This is a genomic window from Sanguibacter suarezii NBRC 16159 (assembly GCF_001552735.1).
Lineage (GTDB): Bacteria > Actinomycetota > Actinomycetes > Actinomycetales > Cellulomonadaceae > Sanguibacter > Sanguibacter suarezii.
This window is the reverse complement of sequence record NZ_BCRT01000021.1, coordinates 214,370-238,142: the sequence shown is the minus strand read 5'-3', so window position 1 is coordinate 238,142 and position 23,773 is coordinate 214,370. Positions and strand designations below refer to the sequence as shown.

Annotated in this window: 20 protein-coding genes; 13 read left to right on the top strand and 7 right to left on the bottom strand. The window is 72.6% G+C overall.

Going from position 1 to position 23,773, the window contains the following annotated elements:
* Positions 1–127 precede the first annotated feature (127 nt).
* The 6 genes from SS2_RS14500 (at position 128) to SS2_RS14475 (ending at position 6,812) form a co-directional block, all read left to right on the top strand.
* Positions 128–787, top strand: coding sequence for an SIMPL domain-containing protein (locus SS2_RS14500; protein WP_066465343.1), 660 nt, complete (start codon positions 128–130; stop codon positions 785–787).
* 238 nt (positions 788–1,025) lie between these two features.
* Positions 1,026–1,640, top strand: coding sequence for a 50S ribosomal protein L25/general stress protein Ctc (locus SS2_RS14495; RefSeq protein WP_066465342.1), 615 nt, complete (start codon positions 1,026–1,028; stop codon positions 1,638–1,640).
* Positions 1,641–1,819: 179 nt separating this feature from the next.
* A complete protein-coding gene (pth, locus tag SS2_RS14490) occupies positions 1,820–2,419 on the top strand; it encodes an aminoacyl-tRNA hydrolase (RefSeq protein WP_066465340.1) in 600 nt (199 codons plus the stop codon).
* A 99-nt stretch (positions 2,420–2,518) separates the two neighbouring features.
* On the top strand, positions 2,519–3,769 hold the full coding sequence (locus SS2_RS14485) for a glycosyltransferase (RefSeq protein WP_066465334.1): 1,251 nt from the start codon (positions 2,519–2,521) through the stop codon (positions 3,767–3,769).
* Positions 3,766–5,559 (top strand): polysaccharide biosynthesis tyrosine autokinase, encoded by a 1,794-nt coding sequence (locus tag SS2_RS14480; RefSeq protein ID WP_066465332.1) that lies wholly within the window; start codon positions 3,766–3,768, stop codon positions 5,557–5,559. The genes SS2_RS14485 and SS2_RS14480 overlap by 4 nt, the downstream gene beginning before the upstream one ends.
* Positions 5,556–6,812, top strand: coding sequence for a glycosyltransferase family 4 protein (locus SS2_RS14475; protein ID WP_066465330.1), 1,257 nt, complete (start codon positions 5,556–5,558; stop codon positions 6,810–6,812). The genes SS2_RS14480 and SS2_RS14475 overlap by 4 nt, the downstream gene beginning before the upstream one ends.
* On the opposite strand, the gene SS2_RS14470 is transcribed toward SS2_RS14475, so the two are convergent.
* The 4 genes from SS2_RS14470 to SS2_RS14455 are packed head-to-tail and all read right to left on the bottom strand — an operon-like array spanning position 6,772 to position 12,720.
* Positions 6,772–8,019, bottom strand: coding sequence for a glycosyltransferase (locus tag SS2_RS14470; RefSeq protein WP_245643605.1), 1,248 nt, complete (start codon positions 8,017–8,019; stop codon positions 6,772–6,774). The genes SS2_RS14475 and SS2_RS14470 overlap by 41 nt on opposite strands.
* The gene (locus SS2_RS14465) at positions 8,016–9,092 is read right to left on the bottom strand and encodes a glycosyltransferase family 4 protein (protein ID WP_066465323.1); all 1,077 of its coding nucleotides are present in this window, start codon (positions 9,090–9,092) and stop codon (positions 8,016–8,018) included. The genes SS2_RS14470 and SS2_RS14465 overlap by 4 nt, the downstream gene beginning before the upstream one ends.
* Positions 9,089–10,624 carry an O-antigen ligase family protein gene (locus tag SS2_RS14460; protein WP_066465319.1) on the bottom strand — a complete coding sequence of 512 codons (1,536 nt, stop codon included), beginning with the start codon at positions 10,622–10,624 and terminating at the stop codon, positions 9,089–9,091. The genes SS2_RS14465 and SS2_RS14460 overlap by 4 nt, the downstream gene beginning before the upstream one ends.
* Entirely contained in the window at positions 10,621–12,720 is a 2,100-nt protein-coding gene (locus tag SS2_RS14455; protein ID WP_066465317.1) for a glycosyltransferase, read from the bottom strand. Before SS2_RS14455 ends, SS2_RS14460 begins: the two co-directional genes overlap by 4 nt.
* 152 nt (positions 12,721–12,872) lie before the next feature.
* Here SS2_RS14455 and SS2_RS14450 point away from each other — a divergent pair, with 152 nt between their 5' ends.
* Positions 12,873–13,898 carry an NAD-dependent epimerase/dehydratase family protein gene (locus SS2_RS14450; RefSeq protein ID WP_066465315.1) on the top strand — a complete coding sequence of 342 codons (1,026 nt, stop codon included), beginning with the start codon at positions 12,873–12,875 and terminating at the stop codon, positions 13,896–13,898.
* A gap of 47 nt (positions 13,899–13,945) precedes the next feature.
* Positions 13,946–15,190 (top strand): hypothetical protein, encoded by a 1,245-nt coding sequence (locus tag SS2_RS14445; RefSeq protein WP_217995610.1) that lies wholly within the window; start codon positions 13,946–13,948, stop codon positions 15,188–15,190.
* A gap of 65 nt (positions 15,191–15,255) precedes the next feature.
* On the opposite strand, the gene rfbC is transcribed toward SS2_RS14445, so the two are convergent.
* Positions 15,256–15,807 carry a dTDP-4-dehydrorhamnose 3,5-epimerase gene (gene rfbC, locus SS2_RS14440; RefSeq protein ID WP_066465856.1) on the bottom strand — a complete coding sequence of 184 codons (552 nt, stop codon included), beginning with the start codon at positions 15,805–15,807 and terminating at the stop codon, positions 15,256–15,258.
* Positions 15,808–15,919: 112 nt separating this feature from the next.
* Between rfbC and SS2_RS14435 the strand changes: the two genes are divergently transcribed.
* Genes SS2_RS14435 through SS2_RS14420 form a run of 4 tightly spaced genes read left to right on the top strand, consistent with a single transcriptional unit; the run spans position 15,920 to position 20,259 of the window.
* Complete coding sequence (locus SS2_RS14435) at positions 15,920–17,350, top strand: glutamate-1-semialdehyde 2,1-aminomutase (RefSeq protein ID WP_066465313.1); 1,431 nt, start codon at positions 15,920–15,922, stop codon at positions 17,348–17,350.
* A complete protein-coding gene (locus SS2_RS14430) occupies positions 17,347–18,228 on the top strand; it encodes a sugar phosphate nucleotidyltransferase (RefSeq protein WP_157607361.1) in 882 nt (293 codons plus the stop codon). The genes SS2_RS14435 and SS2_RS14430 overlap by 4 nt, the downstream gene beginning before the upstream one ends.
* Positions 18,225–18,863 carry a PIG-L deacetylase family protein gene (locus SS2_RS14425; RefSeq protein ID WP_066465311.1) on the top strand — a complete coding sequence of 213 codons (639 nt, stop codon included), beginning with the start codon at positions 18,225–18,227 and terminating at the stop codon, positions 18,861–18,863. Before SS2_RS14430 ends, SS2_RS14425 begins: the two co-directional genes overlap by 4 nt.
* Position 18,864: 1 nt before the next feature.
* Positions 18,865–20,259: a polysaccharide pyruvyl transferase family protein gene (locus SS2_RS14420; protein ID WP_066465309.1), complete on the top strand. Its 1,395-nt coding sequence runs from the start codon at positions 18,865–18,867 to the stop codon at positions 20,257–20,259.
* Here SS2_RS14420 and SS2_RS14415 read toward each other — a convergent pair.
* Positions 20,234–21,184, bottom strand: a complete 951-nt coding sequence (locus tag SS2_RS14415) for a glycosyltransferase family 2 protein (RefSeq protein WP_066465307.1) — start codon at positions 21,182–21,184, stop codon at positions 20,234–20,236. The two genes, SS2_RS14420 and SS2_RS14415, sit on opposite strands and share 26 nt — an antisense overlap.
* A gap of 139 nt (positions 21,185–21,323) precedes the next feature.
* On the opposite strand from SS2_RS14415, the gene SS2_RS14410 reads away from it, so the two are divergent.
* On the top strand, positions 21,324–22,301 hold the full coding sequence (locus SS2_RS14410) for a glycosyltransferase family 2 protein (protein ID WP_066465306.1): 978 nt from the start codon (positions 21,324–21,326) through the stop codon (positions 22,299–22,301).
* Here SS2_RS14410 and SS2_RS14405 read toward each other — a convergent pair.
* The gene (locus SS2_RS14405; RefSeq protein WP_157607360.1) at positions 22,298–23,773 is read right to left on the bottom strand and encodes an asparagine synthetase B family protein; all 1,476 of its coding nucleotides are present in this window, start codon (positions 23,771–23,773) and stop codon (positions 22,298–22,300) included. The two genes, SS2_RS14410 and SS2_RS14405, sit on opposite strands and share 4 nt — an antisense overlap.

Below are 23,773 nucleotides of genomic sequence, written 5' to 3'. Positions count from 1 at the left end.
GCCCGTGGCATGTCCGCGCCCAGGTCCGCCCGAGGCGCGGCCCAGGTCCGGCCCGGGCGTGCCCCGGATGCGGCGGGTGCGGCTCGGGTGAGGTGCGCCTGTGCCCGGAACGGGCGAAGATGGCGCCATGGGACACCAGGACGAGCACGAAGGCCGCCGCCACGCCGGCGAGGGGATCACCGTCACCGGGAGCGGGGTGGTCGACGCCGTGCCGGACGTGGTGCAGATCGAGCTCGGCGCCCAGGCCACGGCCGCGGACGTGCAGCAGGCCATCGACGCCGCCGCGGCCGGCCTGGCCGCCGCCCGGGCGAGCCTGCTGACCTCCGCCGTGGCTCCTGAGGACCTGGGCACCGCGCAGTCGTCCACGTGGACCGAGCGACCGGAGTCCGGTGAGCCGCGCACCACAGCACGGCTCACGCTGCGCGCCGTGCTGCGTGACGTCGAGGCGGCGGGGCAGGCGGTGCGCCTCGCTCTGGCAGCCGCCGGGCCGGTGGCGCAGCTGGAGTCCATGCACCTGCGGGTCGGTGACCCGGCCCAGAGCCTGCCCCTGGCCCGTGAGCGTGCCTTCGCCGACGCCCGCGCCAAGGCCGAGCAGCTCGCCGGTCTGGCGGGACGCCGGCTGGGCAGGGTGGTCGACCTCGTCGAGGGAGGCGGGGGAGGGGCTGCGCCCCGGATGATGGCCATGCGGGCGGACCCGGTCGGGGGCTCCTTCGGGGTGGACGCCGGCACCCAGGAGATCGCCGCCGTGGTGACCGTGCGGTGGGCGTTCGACGACGAGGCACCCTGACGGGTATATTGGCCAGGTTGCCTCGGCGAGGGACGTCTGACGGGCCGGATGAGATCCGGCGGTCAAGGACGGTTCAGACCTCCGTAATCGACTGGGCGGTCGCAGTTCGCGCGTCCGTCATGTGTCCCGCGCCGATGCACCGCCCGTTCCTGGAGGCAGCTTCGCACTCTGTGCCCCCAGGTGACAGCCGACTGCTTCCCACTGGCCGTCGGCCCCAACACCTTCCCTGGAGTTCCACGTGTCTGACAAGAACAAGCTCGTCGCCGAGGCCCGCACCGAGTTCGGCAAGGGCGCGGCTCGCCGCATCCGCCGCAACCACCAGATCCCCGCCGTGCTCTACGGGCACGGGACCGCTCCGGTCCACGTCGCCCTCCCCGGCCACCAGACCATGCTGGCCCTGAAGCAGCAGAACGCGCTCCTGGAGATCGACCTCGACGGTGAGATCCAGCTGGCTCTGGCCAAGGACATCCAGCGTGACCCGGTCAAGCAGGTCATCGAGCACGTCGACCTGCTCATCGTCCGCAAGGGCGAGAAGGTCGAGGTCGAGGTCTCCGTGCACGTCACCGGCGAGGCCCAGCCCGGCACCATCATCATCTTCGAGGCGCAGACCGTCCTCATCGAGGCTCTCGCCACCGCGATCCCGACCTCGATCGAGGCCAACGTCGACGGCTTCGCCGCCGGCTCGGTCGTCTACGCCCGCGACCTCATCCTCCCCGAGGGCTCGACCCTCATCACCGAGCCCGACGCGGACGTCGTCCTCGTCTCGGCTCCTCAGGACAACTCCGCTGACGAGGCTGCTGCCGCTGAGGTCTCCGCGACCCAGTCTGCCGCCTCCGCCGCTGAGAAGGCCTGATCTTCTTCGCACCAGCGCCTCTCCTGACGCGTTGACCTGGCGCCCGGCACCCTACGGTGCCGGGCGCCTCGTCGTCGGGCAGGGGAGCGGGCAGCACCGCCGGACGCACCGCGGGCGTCCGGCGCAGATCGGAACCACAGCGGGCGCACGACGATGCGCCCAGGACAGGAAGTGCACGCATGTCCGATGACCTCTGGCTCGTCGTTGGTCTGGGCAACCCAGGCGCGCAGTACGCAGGCAACCGGCACAACGTCGGACAGATGGTCCTCGACGTGCTCGCCGGCCGGTGCGGCGCGTCCTTCTCCGCGCACCGCTCGCGCGCCGTCGTCGCGCAGGCGCGGCTCGGGGTGCTGCCGGGCGGGGTGCCCGGCCCGCGGGTGATCCTCGCCAAGCCGACGACGTACATGAACACCTCGGGCGGCCCCGTCGCCTCCCTCGCCCAGTACTTCCAGGTCGACCCTTCCCACGTGCTCGTCGTCCACGACGAGCTGGACATCCCCTTCGGCGACGTGCGGTGCAAGATCGGCGGCGGCGAGGGCGGGCACAACGGCCTGCGGGACATCACCAAGGCGCTGGGCACCAAGGACTACGTCCGGGTCCGCACCGGGGTGGGGCGTCCTCCCGGCCGCATGGACACCGCGGACTTCGTCCTCAAGGACTTCACGCCCACCGAGCGCAAAGAGCTGCCCTTCCTGCTCGACGACGCCGCGGACGCCGTCGAGCTCATCCTCACCGAAGGGCTCGTCAAGGCCCAGCTGAAGTTCCACACGAAGGCCTGACCCAGGGGCCCGCGGTGCCTCGCGGGTGAACTTCTGCGGTGCGCGGGTTGTCCGGTCGTGACTGTCTTACGATCAGAGCCAGCCACGACGAGGTAGGCCATGACAGGTCCTAGCAGGTCAGAGTCTCCAGGCGCGCCCGAGGCCCCCGCCTCCGGACGCAGCCCGATCGCGCTCGCCCACGACTACGCCACCCAGCGCGGCGGGGCCGAGCGGGTCGCGCTCATCATGGCCGGTGCCTTCCCGGACGCCCCGCTCTACACGACTCTCTACGACCGGGACCGGACCTTTCCCGAGATGGCCGGTCTTGACCTGCGGGTCACCCGGCTCAACCGCTTCGGCGCGCTGCGCCGCGACCACCGCCGTGCGCTGCCCTTCCTGGCCCGCGCGGTCTCCACCTCGCCCATCGAAGCCGACGTCGTGCTCGCGAGCTCGACCGGCTGGGCGCACGGCTTCCCCACCGACGGCCGCAAGATCGTCTACTGCCATGCCCCCGCCCGCTGGCTCTACCAGCGCGACCGGTACCTGGGGACGGGCAAGGCCGGGGAGTCGCCCGCCCAGCGGGCCCGCCGGTACGCGGTGAGCGGGGCGCTCGGCGCGGTCGCCGCACCGTTGCGCGGCTGGGACCGGCGGGCGGCCCTGAGCGCGGACGTCTACCTGGCGAACTCGACCGTGACGCGCGAGGCGGTCCGCGCCGCCTACGGCATCGACGCCGAGGTCCTCGCGCCGCCGCCGGCGCTGCCGGCCGCCGGTGAGCAGCAGCGCCCGGCCAGGCTCGACGCGCTGCCCGCGGAGCTGGCCTCGCCCGGCGCCTTCGTGCTGTGCGTGGCGCGGCTGCTGCCTTACAAGAACGTCGACGTCGTCATCGAGGCTGCGGCCTCGCACCCGGACCGGGGCGTCGTGGTGGTCGGTGACGGCCCGGACCGCCCCCGGCTGCAGGCGATCCTCGCCGCGACCGGCCTGCGCAACGTCGTGCTGCTGGGCAGGGTGCCCGACGCCGAGCTGCGCTGGCTCTACCAGGGGTGCGCGGCGCTCGTCGCCGCCTCCTACGAGGACTACGGCCTCTCCCCGCTCGAGGCGGCCACCTTCGGACGGCCCTCCGTCGTCCTGCGCGACGGCGGGTATCTGGATACCGTCGTCGAAGGAACTACCGGAGTGTTCTTCGACCTGCCCCACGGGGAGAACATCGCCCGAGCCCTCACCGAGGCGCTCGCGACCCGGTGGGACCGCTCAGCACTGGTCGACCATGCCGAGACCTTCGGCGCTCAGCGGTTCACGGCCCGTCTGCGTGAGCTCGTCGAGGAGCAGACACTGTTAGGCGCAGCGCGAGGCCAGGAAGGCAGGACCGCATGACGATCCGAGAGTTCATCCGCATCATTCGGGAGGGCAAGTACCTCGTCCTGGCGGCGATGGTCGTCGTCGTCGCGGGCGCGATGCTCTATCTCGACCGCCGGGACGACAGCTACGCGGCGACCGCCACGGTCGAGCTCATGACGGCCACCTCCCCGCGGGACAGCGGGGAGACCGACGTCGTGACGGTGGCCTCCAGCCCCGAGGACGTGACCTCGGAGATCGTCATCCAGACGGCGGCCACGGCGCTCGGCTACACCGGTGACCTGGAGGCGCTGGCGGACACGATCACGGTCGAGCCCGGGGACGAGGACGGACGCTTCGTCAACATCACCGCGACCGCCGCGGAGGGCGACGAGGCCGTCGCGGTGGCGAACGCCGTCGCGAACGCCTACGTGGCCCAGCTCGACACCCTGCGCGACGAACAGGTGGCGGCGATCGAGGCCCAGAAGGTCGCCCTGAGCACGCAGATCCAAGGGGTGCGCGCCCGGCTGGTCCTCGACCCGGCCGACCCGCTCGCCACCGCCGAGCAGGAGTCGATCGTCGCCGGGTACCAGGCCCTGGTGACCCAGGCGAACATCCTCAACTCGATCGTGTCCCCGGGGTTGGTCGAGCGTTCCGCAGTGAGCGCCGACCCGGTGGGGCTGAGCAGCGCCCTGATCATCCTCATCGCCGTGCTGGCGGGTCTGCTGGCAGGCATCGGCCTAGCCTTCATCCGGCGCAGCCTCGACGTGCGGGTGCGCTCGGCGGACGAGGCTCGCTGGCTCACCGGGGTGCCGGTGCTGGCCGAGCTCACCGGGGTGCGGTCGGCCGAGCGCCGGTTCCGCACCTCGCACCAGCTCCCGGTCTCCAGCAAGGTCGCCCTCCCCTTCACGGAGTCGATCCGTGAGCTGCGCACGGCTGTGCAGGTGTCCCTCTCCGGGATGGACCACATGGTCGTCGTGGTCACCGCGACGGACCCGCGCATCGCCCGGTCCTTCGTGGCAGCCAACCTCGCCGCCTCCTTCGCACTGAGCGGGCGGCGGACCATCATCGTCTCCGGCGACCTGCGCCGCCCCCAGCTCGACTCGCTGCTGCCGGCCCCCGCCGACTGGTCCGGCCCAGACGCGGAACCTCGTCCCACCCCCGTGCCCAACCTCAGCGCCGTCGTCCTCGCCGAGGAGGGGATGGACCCCGCCGACTACCTCGCCTCCGCCCGTGCCCGGCAGATCCTCGACGGCCTGCGGGCCAGCACCGAGGTGGTGGTCGTCGACGCGCCGCCGGTGCTCGCCGCGGCCGACGCCACCATCCTCGGCGGCTACGCAGACGGCACGGTGCTGGTCGCCTCGGTGGGGCGCACCGCGCGCAAGGTGCTCACCGAGGCTGTCGCACGACTGCAGATCAACAACATCGCGATCACCGGTGTGGTGCTGACCGGCGTCCGCAGCAGCCGGCGGATGCTGTACGCCTCCACCTACGGCGACGCCGAGCCGAGCGGTCCGCGCTGGCCGCTCAGCTCCCGGCCGGTGGACGAGGCGGAAGAGGACCGCGACATCGGTGACCGGCTCGGCCTCGACGAGCGACGCGCGCGCGACGAGCAGCGGGCACGCGAGGCCCAGCAGGCCGCCGACGAGACGTCGGCCCGTGAGGAGGCGACCGAGACGGCGTCGCCGAGCAGCGCGAGCGCGCCGGGGAAGCAGGCAGGCAAGGTCAGCACCGTCGGGAAGGGCCGGCCGGGCGCCGGCGGCAAGCCCGGTGGCGACGCGGTCGAGCCCGCCGGGCAGCCCGCCCAGGAGAGCCCGCACAGCCGATGACAGCACGGGCGGAGGTGCTGGCCGGGGGCTCAGGGTCCGGCGCGCCGGCCCGCCCCGTCCGGGTGCTCGTCCTGGACCACACCGGTGAGCTCGGTGGCGCCGAGCTCGCCCTCGTGCGGGCCTGCGCCGCCCTCGGCCCCCAGGTACAGGTCCGCGTGCTGCTCTTCGCCGAGGGGCCGTTGCGCTCGCGGCTCGAGGCGCTGGGAGTGCCGGTCGAGGTGCTTCCGCTGGACCCCGCCGTCGCCCGTCTCGACCGGCACAGCGCGGCGCCGGTCTCCCTGTCCCGCGTCGTGCGGCTGCTGGGGATGGTGCCGTTCATGGTCCGCCTCACGCGGCGGGTGCGTGCCCTGCGTCCTGACGTGGTGCACACCACCTCCCTCAAGGCGGACCTGCTCGGGGTGGTCCCGGCGTGGTCGGCGCGCCGGCCGCTGGTGTGGCACGTGCACGACCGGATCAGCGCGGACTACCTGCCGGGCTCGATGGTGCGCCTGGTCCGCTTCGCCTCCCGGCTGCCGGCTCAGGTGGTCACCAACTCCCGCGCGACCGCTGCCACCCTGCCGGTGCCCAGCACCGTCATCTACCCGGGCTACGCCCCCGAGCAGGCGCTCGCGGCCGGAGAGCGACGAGACCCGGCCGCGACGGGGAGTCCGGTCGTGGCGATGATCGGCCGGATCAGCCCGACCAAGGGACAGCTCGAGCTGGTCCGGGCGGCGCCCACGATCCTGGCCCGCTACCCGCAGGCGCGTGTGCGGATCGTCGGCGCGGCGATGTTCGGCGGCGAGGACTACGCAGCCCAGGTCCGTGCCGAGGCCGAGAGCCTGGGCGTCAGCGAGCAGATCACCTGGGTGGACTTCACCGACGACACCGCCGCCGAGCTCGACCGGGTGAGCGTCTTCGTCCACGCCTCACCGGTCCCTGAGCCCTTCGGTCAGGTCATCGTCGAGGCGATGATCCGCGGTGTCCCGGTCGTGGCCACCCGGGGCGGCGGGGTCACCGAGATCGTCGAGGACGACGACGGCGAGGACGACGACGGCGCAGGTGTCGGATCCGGCACCCCGGCCCGCGGGCTGCTCGTCCCACCAGGCGATCCCGCAGCCCTCGCAGCAGCCGTCCTCGACGTGCTCGACGACGCAGCCCGTTCCGCCGAGCGCGCCGAGGCCGCGCACCGCTGGGCCACGGCGCGGTTCCCCGTCGCAGGCACAGCCCGGGACCTCACCGGTGTATGGCTGAGTGCTGCCGGACGCGGTCGATGACCGCCGCCATTCTGTCCACCTGACCGTCCCAGGTCGGGATGTCGTCGTCGCGGACAGTGTCCGCTGTCCCTCGGGCATGGCGGGCGTGGGCATCCAGCAGCACCCGCCGGACCTCCTGCGGATAGTCGACCGCCGGGGCGACCGACACGCGGGGGTCGCCGCTGTCACGGAAGCCGGCCACCGGGGTCGACACCACGGGATGGCCGACCGCGCGGTACTCGTAGAGCTTGATCGGGTCGAGGCTGTCGGTGAAGGGGTTGACCAGGTGCGGGACGAGCAGGACGTCGGCGTGCTGGAGGTAGGCCGGCACCTCCTCCCAGGTGCGTCTGCCCAACGGCACCACACCGGCGTCCTTGAGGTTCTCGAACTCCGCCGAGGTCAGGTCCAGCACCGGCCCCACGATCACGGCCGTGCCGTCTGCGCCGAGCGCCCGGGCAGTCGCCGTGAGCGACGCGATGTCGAAGCGGTCCCGGTGCACGGTCCCCAGGTACAGGGCGACCGGGCCGGCGGGCAGATCAGCCGGCCGCGGCACCGGCCGCCGGTACCGGTCCACGTCGACGCCGTTGGTGATGAGCTCGACCGGGCGGGTGGCCCCCTTGGTCTCGACGAGGTGAGGGGAGCAGACCGTCACCGCCGCGCACCGCGCCAGCAGCAGGTCCTCGTCGGCGATCAGCCGCGCCTGCTCGTCCGGTGTGCGGTGGGCGGCGAGCCAGTCGTCGGTGATGTCGTAGAGCGCTGTCCACCCGGTGGCGGCGAGCAGGTTCGCCGCGGCGGGATCGTTGACCCACAGCACCGGGTCGGTGAGGCCGGTGCGCCGGGCTGCCCGGCGCACCGCCGCAGAGATCCGGTCGTCGGCCCGGCGGTCGATCTTGCGCGGGAGGAGCTTGGTCGGCCGGAAGAACCACAGCTGCCCGGGCTGCACACCCTCGAGGGGGCCGGCCTGGCGGACCCCGCCGCCCCACCGAGGGCGGAAGCCGCGCCGCAGCTCGTGCAGCGGGTCGACGGCGGGCTCGACGAACAGCACCCGCAGGTCCGGGTCGGCGCGCAGCAGGCCCGCGACGAGGTACTGGTTGCGCCGCCACACCTGGTCCCACTCCTCCAGGGACGCGACGACGAGCTGACGCCGTGCCTGCCCAGGGTGGTCCGGCCCCGGAGCGCCAGGAGAACGGCGCGGCCGTCGCAGGAAGGGCGGGAGTCGCAGAGTCACAAGACCTCCTCGTAGACGGCGTGCGTCTGACGGGCCTGAGCCGTTGGGGTGAAGCGTAGCCGCTGCGCCTGGCGGGCCTGGTGGGCGTAGGCGTCACGGCGTGGTGCGTCGGCGGCGAGGGCCGCGAGCCGGTGTGCCGCCGCAGCGATCCCACCAGGGGCGTCACCAGGGGTGTCACCGGGGGCGTCACCGGTGGTGACCGGGTACAGGGCCTGCGCGTCGAGCCCGGCGAGGGTCTCCAGATGGCCTCCGGAGGCGGCGGCGAGCACCGGCAGGCCAGCAGCCATCGCCTCCAGCACGCTCAGCCCCAGCCCTTCGACCTCGCACGGGGCCAGCAGCAGACCGGCGCGGGCCATGAGCGCCGCGGTGTCGTCGCGCATACCCAGGAACTCCACCCAGGGGCCCGCTCCGGTGCGAGCGGCCAGGTTCTCGAGGCGGGCACGCTCGGCGCCGTCGCCGGCGATGACCAGCCGCCATCCGTCGGCCGCGAGCCCAGACCGGGCGAAGATCTCGATCCCCATGTCGGTCGCCTTCTCCGCCTCCAGGCGCTGGACGATGAGGACGGTGCGGTCGCGCTGGGCGGCTGCCAGACCGTCCGGGCGGTCCTCGACCCCGGGGTGCACCACCGTGCTGGGGCCGTCGACGTGGTCCGCGACGTACTGGCTGATGGAGATCTGTGCGGCGACCCGGTGCCGGGCGGCCGCGGCGGTGAGGAGCTTCGTGGCCCCGCTGCCGCGGGTACGGGCGAAGTGCCGTGTAGAGACGACGGGAGGGAACCTCCCCGAGCCCGGCAGGCGCAGCGCGGCCCACGTCGCGGCCACCTCGGCGGCCGTCATGTGCGTGTGCACGACGTGCGCGGCCGGTGCCCAGGTCCGCAGGTGCGCATCCGCCTCGCGCACGGTCGCGGCTGACAGGTGCCGGACGTCGTCACCGAGGGCCGCGGTCATGGCGGTCCGTGCCCCGCCGATCACCACGACGTCGTCGCCGCCCGCTGCCTGCGCCGCGGCCAGGCGCGCCACGTGCCGTTCCACGCCGGCGAAGGCGTCCGAGCAGATGGCGTGCACGATCCTCACCGCGGACCGCCGTCGGTCGCGGGAGAGCCGGGTGCCACCGGACCGAGCCTTGGCGAGGGGTCAGCGAGCGGGCTGCGGTAGGGCCGCTCCCGCGGGTCGGTGATCCGCGGCTCCTCAGCGGCTGTCACCTGCGCCTCGTGCTCGGCCCACCGGTCCGGGTCGGTCCGTGCCCCCGGACGGTCCAGGCCGTCGTCCGCAGTGCCGGCCTGCTCCGCGGCGAGGGCCTGCGCACCCAGGCAGATGCCGATGAGGACGAAGGGCACCGAGACCACGATGGCGGACCAGAACAGGTCGAACTGGCTCTGCACCAGGCGGGTGAGCAGGATCGCGAAGGCGAGCGTGCCGAAGCGTCGGTCGAGCCGCCACAGCACGACGAGCGCGCCGCCCATGAGGACGAGGAAGCCGATCAGCCCCACCAGGCCGGCTGAGGACATCACCTCGAGCTCGGCGTTGGGAGGCTGGAAGGTGTACTCGGTGCGTCCCGCCGTCCACCACCGCAGCCCGACCCCGACGACGGGGTTCTCCTGCCAGATCTCGATGGCCTGCTGGTACCAGGTGAGCCGCTGGTGGGCGGAGTTGAACAGGTCGGTGGACTCGAGCTGGTCCTGGATGGCCGCACCCACGAAGTACAGCCCCGGCACCACCGCGAGCAGGATGAGCTTGGACCGGTGCCGTCCGGGGGAGGGGCGCATGGCGACCACGAGCACGCCGACGCTCAGCCCGACCAGCGCCTGGCGTGCCTGTGACCCGACGATCGCCAGGACGAACAACCAGAAGGTCGTCAGGGACAGGACCCGTGGCCAGCCGAGCCAGTCCGGCCGGGCGTAGGCCAGGAGCGCGGCGAAGGCCAGCACGCACCCGATGAAGTTCTTGTGCATGAGGAAGGGCCACTCCAGGTACACCGGCCCGCTCGCCCCGTCCGCGAGCTGCTGGCCGGCGTCGATGCACGTGAGCACGGCGATGCCGACGCACGCCAGGAGGAACAGCGTCAGACCGGTCCGCGCACGCCCGGCGCGCCCGATGGCCCACCCCACCACGAGAGCGCCACCGACGGAGAGCCAGGCGTGGAACCACTCCACGGTGTTCTGCCGGTAGGGGTTGGCCACCACCGTGAACAGGGTGGCCGCCTGGTAGATGGCCGAGAGCCACAGCAAGGTCCGCATCGGTCGTGAGAAGGGACGCCGGGCGAAGAACAGGGCGCACCAGAACGCGATGAACAGCGCGAAGTCGCTGAAGGTGAGGTTGACCGACTCGCCGCCGATCCGCTGGACCACGACCATGGCGGGCATGGCGGCCAGCGGGATGGCCGCCGGCTCGTGCGCGGTCAAGCCGATGAGCAGCACCAGCACGGCGCCGGCGAGGGCGAAGGGGGAGTACATGGGGACGAGCCACCCGATCGCGGCGAGCACCACGAGCACGACGACGGCCACCACGGCGCGCACACCTACCTGGCCGGCGCGCCGTCCCACGGTCAGCGTCTGGGACCCCAGCCGGGACGGGCCCGACCGGTCCTGCTCGACGGTCGCGGTCATGCGGGGTCACCCGCACGGCGGATCCCGGTGAGCGTCAGCTCCGCGCGCACCGGACCGTGCAGGTACAGCCGCAGGCGGCGTCGGGCGCTGTCCCGGCTGGGTCCGCGCAGCACGAGGGAGCGTCCGGCCGAGCCCACGACCACCGCCGTCTGGGCGAGCCGCCACCCGCCCGGCCCGAAGTGCTTGCGCAGGTAGCGCTCCTGGGAGGCGTGGAAGTGGGTCTCGCGCACCTGGGGGTTGTCGCTGGTGCCCCCGCCCACGTGGACCGCACGGGCCTGGGGCACCACCACGTGCCGCCAGCCGCGGCGGGTGGCGCGCAGCGCCCAGTCGGTCTCCTCGGCGTAGAGGAAGAAGCGTTCGTCGAAGCCGCCCACCTCGGCGAGCGCCTCGGCACGCAGCAGCAGCAGCGACCCGATGACGAAGGAGCGCTCGTCGCTGACCGGACGCAGCCGCCCCAGGCCGGCGGCGTCCACCCAGCTGCCCAGCGGCGAGGGGTAGGGCCAGCGCACCCGAGCGGTCGAGCCGTCCGTGCCCACCTGCACCGGGCCGGCGCTCGCGGCACGCGGGTCGACGCGCAGGGCGCGGTGCAGCGCGTCGACGTCGGCGGGGAGCACGACGGCGTCGGGGTTGAGCAGCAGCACGTCGTTCCCGGGGAGCTGACGGTGGGCGAGGGCGTAGTTCACCCCGGCGCCGAAGCCGCCGTTGTGCCCCGGGTCGAGGTAGCGGCCGCCTGCGGCCTCGGTCACCTCGCGGACCTGAGGGAGGGAGGAGTTGTCGACGACGGTCACCGTGAAGTGTCCGACGAGCGGGGCGAGCGCGGTGCGCAGCAGCTCGGGTGAGCCGTAGGCCACGACCACCACCTCGGGTGGGTCGGCGGGTGCCGCGGCGACCTGCGCGACCTGCCCGGCCGGTGCGGACGGTGCGGCAGAGGTGATCGCGGAGTACATCTGGTGGTAGCGGCGGGCGACCTCGGGCCACGAGCACGTGGCGGCACGGGCTGCGCCGGCCTCGCGCAGCCGGGCGGCGAGGACCCGGTCGGTCCCCACCCGGGCCAGGGCCTCACCCAGCGCGACGGGGTCCCCGGGCGGCACCAGCAGCCCCGCCCCGCCGACGACGTCGGGCAGGGCGCCGGACCGGCTCGCCACGACCGGGGTGCCGCAGGCCATGGCCTCGACCGCGACGCGGCCGAACTGCTCGACCCACGTGGGGGTATCCAGGGACGGGACGGCCAGCACGTCCAGGCCTCGGTAGAAGTCGGGCAGGTCTGCCTCGTCGAGAGACCCGAGGAAGGTGATCCGGCCGGGCGTCGCCGCTGCGGCCTGGCGCAGCGCGGGAGCGGCAGGACCGCCGCCGGCCACCCGCAGGTGCAGCCGCTCGTCGGCGAGGACGGCGCGGAGCAGGACGTCCACCCCCTTGTGGGCGGCGAGGCGGCCGGCGTAGCCGACGACCACACGAGGCTGCGGCCCGCCCGCTGCTCCGCTTGCTGCTCCGCCCGCTGGTCCGTCGGCCGGGAGGCTCGCGCTCGCGGACATCCCGCCCGGACGCGGGGGCGCCGGGCTGAATCGTGCCGGGTCGACCCCGAGGGGGATGACCTCCACCCGACCGCGCAGTCCCTTGGCCGAGCAGATCCGTCCGGCCTCCTCGTTGCACACCGACACCGCCGCGGCGGTGCGCAGGGCCCAGGCCTCCAGCCACCGGAAGGGCGGCGGGTACCGCTTGGTGAGGTTCTGCGCCGAGTACAGCACGACGGGAGGGGTGGGGCGGCGCGCGAGGAGGGAGCGGAGCCGGGACAGCGCGAGCACCTGCGCGGTGGCCAGGGCGAAGGGTTCCTCGTGGATGTCGACGACGTCCCACGGCTCGCCGAGGGCGCGCCACAGCGGTCGGGGGTCGTAGAGGAAGAGGGCGGGGTGGGACCCGACGGTCCTCGCCCCGCGCACCGCCTCGCCCGGTCCGGGGACCAGCGGGACGACCGCGCCGCCCTCGTCCCAGGTCTGAGCGCTCAGGAGGCGGACGTCGACCCCGCGGTCTCGGAGCTGACGTTCGCGCTCGCGCCAGGTGGAGACGACGGCGCTGTGGGAGACCCGGAGGACCTTCATGCCGACGATTCTTGCCCCACGTCCCCCAGGACGCCTCCCCAATCACCCCAAGTTCACCCGTTGCTCCACTGCACAGCGCCGCACGGTGCAGGAGACTGCCGAGAGGGGAACGTCGTGTATACGACTGTTTCGACATCGACGGAAGGTGCGTTATGCGAGTTCTGGTCGACGGTGACAGGGGCTACATCGGGGCAGTCCTGGTCCCGTTCCTGCAGAGCGCGGGGCACGAGGTCGTCGGCCTGGACGCCGGGTGGTACGACGGGTGCGACTTCGGTCCCCAGCCCACCGGCTACGTCCAGCGCACCGGGGACATCCGCGACGTCGTCCCCGAGGATCTCGACGGCTTCGACGCCGTCATCCACCTCGCGGCCATCTCCAACGACCCGATCGGCCACCTCAACCCGGGGGCCACGTACTCGGTCAACGCCCACGGGGCCATCCACATGGCGCAGATGGCCAAGGCCGCCGGAGTCCCGCGGTTCCTCTTCTCCTCCTCGTGCTCGCTCTACGGCGCCGGCGGCGACGCCCCGGTGGCCGAGGACGGTGCCTTCCATCCGGTGACCCCCTACGGGGAGAGCAAGGTCATGGCGGAGCAGGGGCTGTCGGCGCTCGCCGACGACACCTTCTCCCCGAGCTACCTGCGCAACGCGACCGCCTACGGGTCCTCACCGCGCCTGCGCGCGGACATCGTCGTCAACAACCTCACCGGCACCGCATACACCCGCGACGAGGTGCGCCTCCAGTCCGACGGCAGCCCGTGGCGGCCGCTCGTGCACGTGGAAGACATCGCGCGCGCCTTCCTCGCCGTCCTGGAGGCCCCCCGGGACGTCGTCCACGACCAGGCCTTCAACGTGGGCCGCGACGAGGACGTGGTGCAGATCCGCACGATCGCCGAGCAGGTCGCCGAGATCACCGGCTCGCCCGTGTCCTTCGCCGAGGGTGCCGGACCCGACTCCCGCAACTACCAGGTCGACTTCACCAAGATCCGGACCGAGCTGCCGGCCTTCGCCCCGCAGTGGACCGTGCCGGACGGCGTCCGCCAGATCTACCGCGACATGACCACCCGAGGCGTGACCGTCTCGGAGTTCGAGGGCCCTCGCTACGTGCGGCTCGAGAAGATCCACGAGCTGGCGGCCGCGCGCCGCCTCGACCTCGCGACCCTGCGCACGATCGGGTAGCGCCCGCGCGCAGGCCCGTCTGACCCCACCGACCCGAGGAGTACCCAGTGAACGAGTCCGTCGCACCCCCGCTCGCCCGGTCCTCGGCCGAGGTGCCCGTGCTGCCCCAGCCTGATCCGGGGTGGGTGTGCCGGTGGTCGGGAGACCCGGCCGGTGCCGTCGTCCTCGACCTCGGTGACCAGCCGCCCGCCGACCTCTTCCCGCTGCCCGGCGACCCGCTCCCGGACCCGGAGCACCCGCTGCGCATGGTCATGTCGACCACCTCCGGCCTGGTCCAGCTCGAGACGGACCCCACCACGCCGCAGGAGCCGCGCGGCGTCGAGCCCGCCGCCCTGGTCGCTCAGGCCGAGGCGGCCGTCGCCCAGGCGGAGGCCGCCGGGTTCGTCCGCCCGGGCACCCGGGTCCTGGAGTACCCGAGCCCGCACGGCGGGTCGTGGGTGGACCAGCTCGCCGCGCGCAGCATGGTCGAGGTGAGCGACGGCGACGCCGAGCTCATCGTCGACATCTTCGGGATGATGCACGCCGCCGACCAGCGTGCGGCGCTCATCGAGCGAGCCGAGCACCTGACCGACGACGGGGTGCTGCTCATGCAGTACCACACCGTCGCGGCCATCGTGCGCTCAGGGATCTGGAACGCCTTGCGGCACGGCCACTTCGCCTACTACTCCACGCCGGCGCTGGTGGAGATGGGCCGCGAGATCGGGCTGGTCGCTGTCGGCGCCTGGGAGTACCCGCTCTACGGCGGCACAGTCATGCTGGCCTTCGCCAAGGAAGGGTCACGCTACGGGGAGCAGACCCCGGACGTCACCGCCATGGTCGAGCGTGAGCTCGCCGAAGGCATCGCCGACCCGGCCCACGTCGCCTCCCTGGGCGCCGCGCTCGACGAGTCCGTCGCTGCGATCGAGGAGTACCTCGCCGGGACGACCGCCGCGGGGCTGACCGTGGCCGGCTACGGGGCCGCCTCGCGCACCTCGGCGCTGCTGCGCTCAGCGCACATCGAGAAGGAGCACGTCGTCGCGATCGCCGACGCCTCGACCGGCAAGCACGGGCGCACCATGCCGGGCAACCGCATCCCCATCGTCTCCCCGACGGACCTTGTCGGTCTGCGCCCGGACCGCGTGCTGCTCTTCGTCCCTGACCTGCTCGACGAGGTGCGGGCGGCGCTGCCGCTCGTCGAGGCGCAGGGTGGGCGCTGGGTCGTGCTCGACCCGATGCCACGGGAGGTCGAGCCGATATCCTCTGCCGAACCAGCAGCCCTCACCGAGCCGGCCGGCACGGCCGAGCAGGTCTGAGCTGGACGACCAGGCAGGAGACGACCGTGAGGCGGCCGGGCGCGAGGCCCGTGGACAGTCCGGCCTCAGCCGACGCCGAGGATGGTCGTGTACTCCGCCCAGGACATCGCGTTGCGGTCGCGCTCGCTGACGATGGTGATCGGGGCCGGCCACGGCACGGCGAGGTCAGGGTCGAGGTAGTTGACCGTGACGTCCTCGCCCGGACCGTAGAAGTCGTCCATCCGGTAGACGAAGTCGGTGACGGAGGTCAGCGCCTGGTAGCCGTGCAAGAACCCGCGCGGGATGTAGACCTGGCGGCACAGCTGGTCGTCGAGGAGGAAGGTCTCCATCTGCCCGAAGGTCGGCGACCCGGGACGGGCGTCGATCGCGACGTCCAGGACGGCTCCGTGGGCGCAGCGCACCAGCTTTGCCTCTCCCTTGTTGGACCGGCCGTGCAGACCGCGCACCACGCCCTGGAAGGACTTGGACTGGTTCTCCTGCTTGAACCCGGCCGGGTCGATGCCCGCGTCGGCCAGGATCTCGACATCGAAGGTCCGCGAGAAGTACCCGCGCTCATCCCGGTGCGGAGTCGGCTGAAACACGATCAGATCCGGAATAGACGTCTTTATGATCTCCATCCGCCCAGCGTAGGACACGAATCGCAGGTGCGCCTCGGCGTCGGCAGCGGCCCCGGATCCCGCATGCGGCACCCAGCAGACCACGGCACGCCACAGCCCCCGAGGAGCATGCATGTCTGACCACGACTTCCCCATCCCCCGCGCCTGGACCACCCCCGTCGCGGCACCCCGGCGCAGCTTCGCCCGGTCCGTCGTCGCCCAGCGACGGCTCCACGAGCTCGTCCCCGGCGGCTCGCACACCTACGCCCGCGGGTCGGACCAGTACCCCGAGAACATGGCGCCGGTCATCGCACGGGGAGACGGCGCACGCGTCGAGGACCTCGACGGCAACTGGTACGTGGAGTACGGGATGGGCCTGCGCTCGGTCACCCTGGGGCACGGCTACGCCCCGGTGGTCGACGCCGTCACCCGCGCCGCGCGCGACGGCGTGAACTTCTCCCGCCCCACGATCTGGGAGCTGCGTGCAGCGGAACGCTTCGTCGAGCTGGTGCCCGGCGCGGAGATGGTCAAGTTCGCCAAGAACGGCTCGGACGTCACCACCGCCGCGATCAAGCTGGCTCGGGCAGCGACCGGACGCGAGCTCGTGGCGGTCTGCGGCACCCAGCCGTTCTTCTCGACCGACGACTGGTTCATCGGCTCCACCGCGATGGCTGCCGGGGTGCCCCGCGCCCACCGTGACCTCACGGTGAGCTTCCGCTTCAACGACCTCGACTCCGTCCGTGACCTGCTCGCCGCCCACCCGGGGCAGATCGCCGCACTCATCCTCGAGCAGGCCACCGCGACCGTCGAGCCCGCCCCAGGCTTCCTGGAAGGGCTGCGCAGCCTGGCCGACGCCTACGGCTTCGTCCTCGTCTTCGACGAGATGATCACGGGTATGCGGTGGGCGACCGGTGGGGCGCAGGCCGTCTACGGGGTGACCCCGGACCTGTCCACCTGGGGCAAGGCGCTGGGGAACGGGTTCTCCGTCTCCGCCCTCGCCGGGCGCCGCGACCTCATGGAGCTCGGTGGGCTGAACACCGACGCGGCCCGGCCCTTCCTGCTGTCCACCACGCACGGCGCGGAGACCACCGGCCTGGCGGCATACCTCGCGGCCACCGACGCCTACGCCGAGCGGGACGTCGTCGGGATCATGGAGCGGCAGGGGGAGGCGCTGCGCGCCGGGCTCACCGCGGTGATCGCCGACGAAGGCCTGACCGAGGCGGTGACGATCATGGGGCGCGGGTCCTGCATGGTGTTCGGCACCCGCGACCACGAGGGCAACCCCTCGCAGGCGATGCGGACGCTGTTCATCCAGGAGCTGCTCGACCGCGGCGTTCTGGCTCAGTCCCTCATCGTCTCCGCAGCCCACACCGACGCTGACATCGAGCACACGATCGAGGCCGCCCGAGGAGCCCTGGCGGTCTACGCCCGAGCGATCGACGCGGCCACCACCGACGGCTTCCTGCGCGGACGCGCGGTGGCTCCGTCCATGCGTGAGCGCGCCGCGCCGCGCCGTCTGCCTGACCCAGAGCTGGGGACGGCTGAGCTGCTGGAGGAACGATGAAGGTCGTGCTGTTCTGCGGAGGGCTGGGCATGCGGATGCGGTCCGGCACGGAGTCGCTGCCCAAACCCATGATGCCCATCGGCTCGCGCCCGGTCCTGTGGCACATCATGAAGTACTACGCGCACTACGGGCACACGGAGTTCATCCTGTGCCTGGGATATGGCGCGCGTGCCGTCAAGGACTACTTCCTGGAGTATCAGGAGACGCACTCCAACGACTTCGTGCTCACCAAGGGCGGCCAGGACGTCGAGCTGCTCTCGAGCGACATCAGCGAGTGGCGCATCACCTTCGTCGACACCGGGATGGACACCGCGATCGGTGAGCGGCTGCGGCGCGTGCGCCGCTATCTCGACGACGACGAGGTGTTCCTGGCCAACTACGGCGACGTGCTCACCGACGCCCCGATGGACGAGATCGTCCAGGACTTCCTGGCCACGGACGCGGTCGGCACCCTGCTCGCCGTCGATCCCCAGGACTCCTTCCACGTGGTGAAGATCGACGCGGACGGGATGCTCAAGGGGATCGAGCCGGTCGCTGACATGGAGATGCGGATCAACGGCGGGTTCTTCGTGCTGCGCCAGGAGATCTTCGACTACCTCGGGGAGGGCGAGGACCTCGTCATGGACGCGTGCATCCGCGCGGCCAAGGACGGCCGGTTCCGCGCCGTCCGCTACGACGGGTTCTGGGCGCCGATGGACACCCTGAAAGAACGGTCCCAGCTCGAGGAGCTGTACCGCACCGGCCAGTGCCCGTGGGCGGTGTGGGCGCCGCCGCCCCCGGCGCCGGGGAAGCGGGTGCCGGTCGTCGACGTCCCGGAGGTGGCACCGCTGCCGCGGCCGAGCGGGTGGATGTCCCGGTTGTCCGGCGGCGGCCTGTGATCGCCCTCGGGCTGCCACCTGGGCGGGTCGAGATCCTGTGCCTGGGCGCGCATCCCGACGACATCGAGATCGCCTGCGGCGGGTTCTTGCTCGAGCTCGGGGCGCAGCGAGAGGTGCGTGCGACCTTCGCGACCCTGACCGGGTCACCCACCCGGCGCGAGGAGGCGCGCGCCGCAGCGGCCGCCTTCGTCCCCGGGGCGGACGTGCGGTTCTGGGACCTGCCGGACGGCCGGCTGCCGGCTCACTGGGGGGAGTCCAAGGCCGGGCTCGAGCAGCTCTCCCGGCAGATCAGCCCGGACCTCGTGCTGTGCCCCAGCCGGGACGACGCCCACCAGGACCACCGGCTCGTGGCCGAGCTGGTGACGACGGTCTGGCGCGACGCGCTCGTGCTGGAGTACGAGATCCCCAAGTGGGACGGTGACCTCCGCCCGGTCACGCACTATGTGCCTGTCAGCCGGGAGAACGCCCTGCGCAAGGTCGAGCTGCTCACCGCGTGCTACCCCTCGCAGGTGGGCCGGGACTGGTGGGACGAGGAGACCTTCCTGAGCATCATGCGGCTGCGCGGGATCGAGTGCCGCCAGCGGTACGCCGAGGGCTTCGTCGTGCGCAAGGCCGTCCTGGCCGTGGGAGCCTGACGTGCTCTCCCGTCGCCGAGACGCGGCAGCTGACCAGGGCACAGGACGGGCAGGGCGGCGTCCGCTGCGGGTAGGGCTCTACGGCGGCTTCGGCACCGGCAACACCGGCAACGACGCGACCGCTGCCGTCGCCGTCGAGCATCTGCGTGCCACGCACCCGGACCTCGACCTCCGGCTCATCACCTACGGGCCGCAGACCGCCGCCGTCGCCGAGCGGCTCGGGGTCCCGACGGTCTCCACGCAGCCGGCGGCGCGGTCCGGACGAGGACGCGGGGCAGACCTGGCGCTCGTGCTCCCCGGCGCCGTGCGATCGGTCGGCGCGCGCGCCTGGCGCCTGGCGCGGGAGGCCGCGAGCACGTGGACCACGCTGCGCTCGGTCGACGCCGTCGTCGTGCTCGGCTGCGGCATCTTCGAGGCGGAGTCCACCGTCGGGGGACGCGGGTGGCGAGCCATGGCCGACCTCTATCTCGTCTCCCTCGCCTCGAGCCTGGGCTCGCACCGGCTGGCCTTCGTGGGAGTCGGTGGCACGATGCTGCCCACCCGCGTGGAGCGGGCGCTCGTGGTCGCGGCCATGCGGCGGGCCGAGCGACGGTCCTTCCGGGACGAGGCGAGCAAGACGGCGCTCGCGCGGATGGGCGGCGGGCACCGCGACGACCTCGTCGTGGCAGACCTCGTCTTCGCGGCGACCTTCCTGGACGCCGACTCGACGAGCGTGGACTCCACCTCCGACGACGTGGCCACCACCGACACCACCGACCGGCCTCTGGTGGCCCTGGGGGTCATGGCCTTCGACTGGCTCCGGCGCAGCGACGGGCGCCTCAGCCCGCAGGACCCCTACCTCGCGGCCCTCGTGGAGACCGCCACCACGCTCGTGCGCCAGGGGCAGGACGTCGTGATCTTCGCCGGGGACGTCGCGGACCGGTTCGCGGTGGACCTCGTGGCCGAGGAGGCCCGTGCCCGGCTGGGCAGCGACGCCGGTCGGGTCACCACGGTCCACGCGACGTCGCTGCCCGAGCAGGTGCCGGTGCTGACCGGCGCCCGCACGGTGGTCGGGTCGCGGTTCCACAACGCCGTCACCGCGCTCATGGTCGGCAGGGCGCCGATCGCCGTCCTCGACCGGACGAAGGTCCGCACGCTCATGCACACCATGGGGTTGGACGAGCACGTCCTGGAGGCCCGCACCCTTGCCGCTCCTGACCTCCTCGAGCTCGTCGCACGCGCCCAGGCCGAGCAGGAGGGGACCGAGCGTCGTACGGCGCCGGCCGTCCAGGCCGCCCGGACCCACGCGCTGCGCGGCCTGGTCGATCTCGACCGGCTGGTGGAGCGCTGGGGCGGCGGGGCCCCGCCCGCGGACCGGGTGGCCGCGGCCGTCAGCTCGGGCGGATCCGTTGCTTGAGCCAGCTGACCGGAGCACCGGGGGCGAACCGGAGAGCCCAGCTGATCTCCCGCGCCGCCGCGAGATAGGCGCGCTCGTCGGCGAGACGTCGCGACGCCCGAGCCGCGCTCCACGCGGCGAACCGGTCGTTGGCCTCCAGGCTCGCCCGGTAGTCGGGGACCAGGTCGGTACGACCCTTCTCCTGGGCGTTCCACATGTGCAGGCGGACCACGTGGTCGATGCTGCGGCACAGCTCACGGTGACGGCGGGTGTTGTTGCTGCCGTGGTGGCGGTAGTCGACGAGCGTGTCCTCCACGAAGACGAAGTCGCCCTCCAGGGCCACCTTGAGCACGAGGTCGAGGTCCTGGGCGCGGCGGAAGGAGGGGTGGAACCCGCCGACCCGCAAGAAGGTCTCCCGACGCACCATGACGTTGGGCAAGATGATCCCCGTGCGACGCCGCAGCACGTCGTGGACGTCGCGGACCTGGAGCTGGTCGGCCGCGACCAGCTCCCGTCCGGCGGCGTCGATGGTCCGCATGCCGCAGTAGCTGAGCACCGCCGCCGGCTGGCGCTGCAGCGCCGCGACCTGGCGCGCGAGGCGCTCGGGGTGCCAGCGGTCGTCGTCGTCGAGGAAGACCAGCAGGTCACCGCTGGTGTGGCTGACCCCGAAGTTGCGGGCCACCGACACCCCGGCGTTGTCCTGGCGCAGGACGCGGACGTCAGGGAAGCGGTCCGTGATCTCTCGCAGGGCGGCCGGGGCGGTGGACCCGTCGTCGACGAGCACGGTCTCCACCCGCGGGTAGGTCTGCTCCGCGACCGAGGTGAGGGCCTCGGCCAGGAAGCTCCCTCCACGGTCGGTCGCCACGACCACGGAGACCAGCGGGAGCCCGTCGGCGGGCTCGGCCCCCACCGCTGCGGAGGGAGTCGGTTCAGGCAGCTCGGTCACGACGTTCCTCCTGGTCGTCCATGCACTGATCCCGCTGATGAGGGGCCCTCCCCGCGTCTGTGCGGGGTGTACTCGACATCCTGTCGGCCCACACCTCGTGGCGCCAACGCTGCACGACCCAACGAGAGGAAGTCACCCGATGGTCGAACCGTCCAGCACCCCTGAGAGTCCTCAGGCTCCGGTGCAGCGCCGCACGCCGAAGCTGTCCGTCGGCGTACCGGTCTACAACGGAGCCCGCTTCCTGGAGCGCAGCCTGCAGGCGCTCGCCGACCAGGACCTCACCGACATCGAGGTGATCATCTCCGACAACGGGTCCACCGACGCCACCGCTGACATCGCCCGGGACTTCACGCGGACCGACCCGCGGTTCCGCTACCTGCACAGCCAGCGCAACAACGGCGTGTCGTGGAACTTCAACCGGGTGCTCTCCCTCGCCCAGGCGCCGTACTTCATGTGGAACGCCGCGGACGACGTCGTCCGGTCCGGTCACCTGTCGCGCTGCCGCCAGGCGCTCATCGACAACCCCGACGCCTCGATCGCCTTCTCCCGGGTGGTGCTCGTCGACGCCCACGACGAGATGGTCGGTGAGATGGACGACCTGGGCCTCGACTTCACCGTCCTGTCCCCGAGCGAGCGGGTCGAGCTGTTCCTGCGCCGCCACGTCTACCAGGTGATCGGCTTCGGTGGGGTGTTCCGCACGCCCATGCTCCAGATGATGGGCGGGCTGCCGAGCTTCTACGGAGGCGACATCGCCCTCGGCGTCGCGATGGCCATGCGCCAGCCGTGGGTGCAGGTCCCCGAGCAGCTCTACGTCTCCCGTCGCCACGACGCCCAGACCAACAAGGTGCAGGGCGGAGACGTCATCGACCAGATGCGGACCTACTATCCCGCGTGGAGCCGGCCCGTCGCCTTCCCGCAGTGGTACCTCAATCACCGGCTGTTCGTGGAGGCACTCACGGCACCCGCCCCCGTCGCTGAACGAGGGCGAGCGGCGCGGGCGGTCCTGTCGGAGTGGACGGTGCCGAACTGGCGGTTCTTCCCCTTCGACGTCAAGCGCAACCTCGTGCGGGCCTTCCGCGGGCGATACACCGGGGCGTACTCCCCGCAGGAGCCCTAGCGGTAGGTCAGGTCGCTGCCGGCTGCGCGACGGCGCAGCCGGCGCACGGACTGGCGCACCGGAGCCGGCAGGCGGGTCTTGAGCCAGGTGAAGGTCGTGGCGTTGTACGGGATGGTCGAGATCTGCGGTGCGAGGATCTCCACGATCCGGCGGTGCAGCAGCCACGGATGCTTGCGGGAGGTGACCGGGGTGCCCAGACCGGTGATGAGCAGCTCCCGGCAGTTGAACGGGGAGAAGGCGTCCACCTGCAGCTCCATGGAGATCGCGCTGAGCGCTCCCCACACCCCGACGCGGCACTCCCAGTAGTAGAGGTCGAGCGGGTGGATGCCGGTGCCCTGGGGCACTCCGGCGAGCCAGTGCTCGAAGGCCTCGATCGCGAAGGGGTCCTGGGCCCACCCGTGATACTCGCTGAGCAGCTCGGCGGAGATGGTCTCGGGCGGGTTCCCGCCCTCGTAGAAGGCGCACCGGACCACCTCGGAGGCGTTGGCGATGAGCGCGGTGGTCCCCAGCGCCGCGCTGAAGGCCACGTCCCGGTGCTGGTTCGGGTCGCGCCACACCTGCCCGGTGACCGCGCGCTGGCGCCCGAGGGCGTGCGACGAGGCGGGCCGGCTCCACCGGAAGCGCAGCTTGAGCCGGCCCCGCATCGCGAGCCGCAGCGGGATGGAGGCGTCGTGGGAGGGGGTGGCCACGTCGACGACGGTGAGATAGCGCAGGCGACGCCGGACCGGCCAGGCGGCGGCGAGCAGGGCGCGGCTGTCGTAGCCGCCGGTGAGCAGGATCGTCACGGGTCCGCGGCGAACCAGGCTCAGCACGATGCCGCGCAGCAGCCGGGCCATCCGCTGCGCGGCGACCTCCGGGTCCACCGTGGGTAGGGGTGCCGAGGGCCAGAACCGGGTCACGACGGCGTCGTCGGTGCTCAGCCGGTGGTTCGGGAGCATCATCTGGACGCCGGTGAGCGGGGTGCGTCCCGCAGGCCAGACGTCGCCCTCGGGTGAGGCGTCTAGCAGCGGGGCGAGCAGGACGTCGCGCAGCGCCCCGGCGTGACGCTCGAGCAGGCCGGGCTGGCTGGCCAGCCACAGGTCTGTCCCCGACCGGAGGTAGAACACGGGGCGCAGACCGCAGGCGTCGCCGTAGACGAGGGGTGCCTGCGAGCCGATCCGCACGAAGAGCACGTAGCGCCCGGCGAGGGCGGCCATGGTCTCCTCGAGCTCGGCGGGGGTCGCCGCCAGGGCGAGCCACTCGAGCACGTCGCTGTCGCGCCAGGTGGGGTGCTCGGGGTGGACCGCGGTGCCGAGCATGAGCAGGTCGGTCTCCCCGTGCTGGGCACGGGTGGTGCGCAGGGTGGGGTGCACGGTCAGGTGCAGGTCGGCGAAGGTCAGTGTGCGGGTGAGGTGGTCGTCGGTGACGGCCCGCGGGCCGGCGACGAACTGGCCGGCGAGGTAACGGTGATCGGTCAGGTCCATCCGGCTCAT

Bases quoted from the DNA above. Each gene is read 5' to 3' on its own strand.
- SS2_RS14410 (WP_066465306.1), top strand. From the start codon at position 21,324: ATGGTCGAACCGTCCAGCACCCCTGAGAGTCCTCAGGCTCCGGTGCAG.
- SS2_RS14450 (WP_066465315.1), top strand. From the start codon at position 12,873: ATGCGAGTTCTGGTCGACGGTGACAGGGGCTACATCGGGGCAGTCCTG.
- SS2_RS14430 (WP_157607361.1), top strand. From the start codon at position 17,347: ATGAAGGTCGTGCTGTTCTGCGGAGGGCTGGGCATGCGGATGCGGTCC.
- SS2_RS14460 (WP_066465319.1), bottom strand. From the start codon at position 10,624: ATGACCGCGACCGTCGAGCAGGACCGGTCGGGCCCGTCCCGGCTGGGG.
- pth (WP_066465340.1), top strand. From the start codon at position 1,820: ATGTCCGATGACCTCTGGCTCGTCGTTGGTCTGGGCAACCCAGGCGCG.
- SS2_RS14475 (WP_066465330.1), top strand. From the start codon at position 5,556: ATGACAGCACGGGCGGAGGTGCTGGCCGGGGGCTCAGGGTCCGGCGCG.
- SS2_RS14485 (WP_066465334.1), top strand. From the start codon at position 2,519: ATGACAGGTCCTAGCAGGTCAGAGTCTCCAGGCGCGCCCGAGGCCCCC.
- SS2_RS14405 (WP_157607360.1), bottom strand. From the start codon at position 23,773: ATGAGCCGGATGGACCTGACCGATCACCGTTACCTCGCCGGCCAGTTC.
- SS2_RS14435 (WP_066465313.1), top strand. From the start codon at position 15,920: ATGTCTGACCACGACTTCCCCATCCCCCGCGCCTGGACCACCCCCGTC.
- rfbC (WP_066465856.1), bottom strand. From the start codon at position 15,807: ATGGAGATCATAAAGACGTCTATTCCGGATCTGATCGTGTTTCAGCCG.
- SS2_RS14480 (WP_066465332.1), top strand. From the start codon at position 3,766: ATGACGATCCGAGAGTTCATCCGCATCATTCGGGAGGGCAAGTACCTC.
- SS2_RS14455 (WP_066465317.1), bottom strand. From the start codon at position 12,720: ATGAAGGTCCTCCGGGTCTCCCACAGCGCCGTCGTCTCCACCTGGCGC.
- SS2_RS14500 (WP_066465343.1), top strand. From the start codon at position 128: ATGGGACACCAGGACGAGCACGAAGGCCGCCGCCACGCCGGCGAGGGG.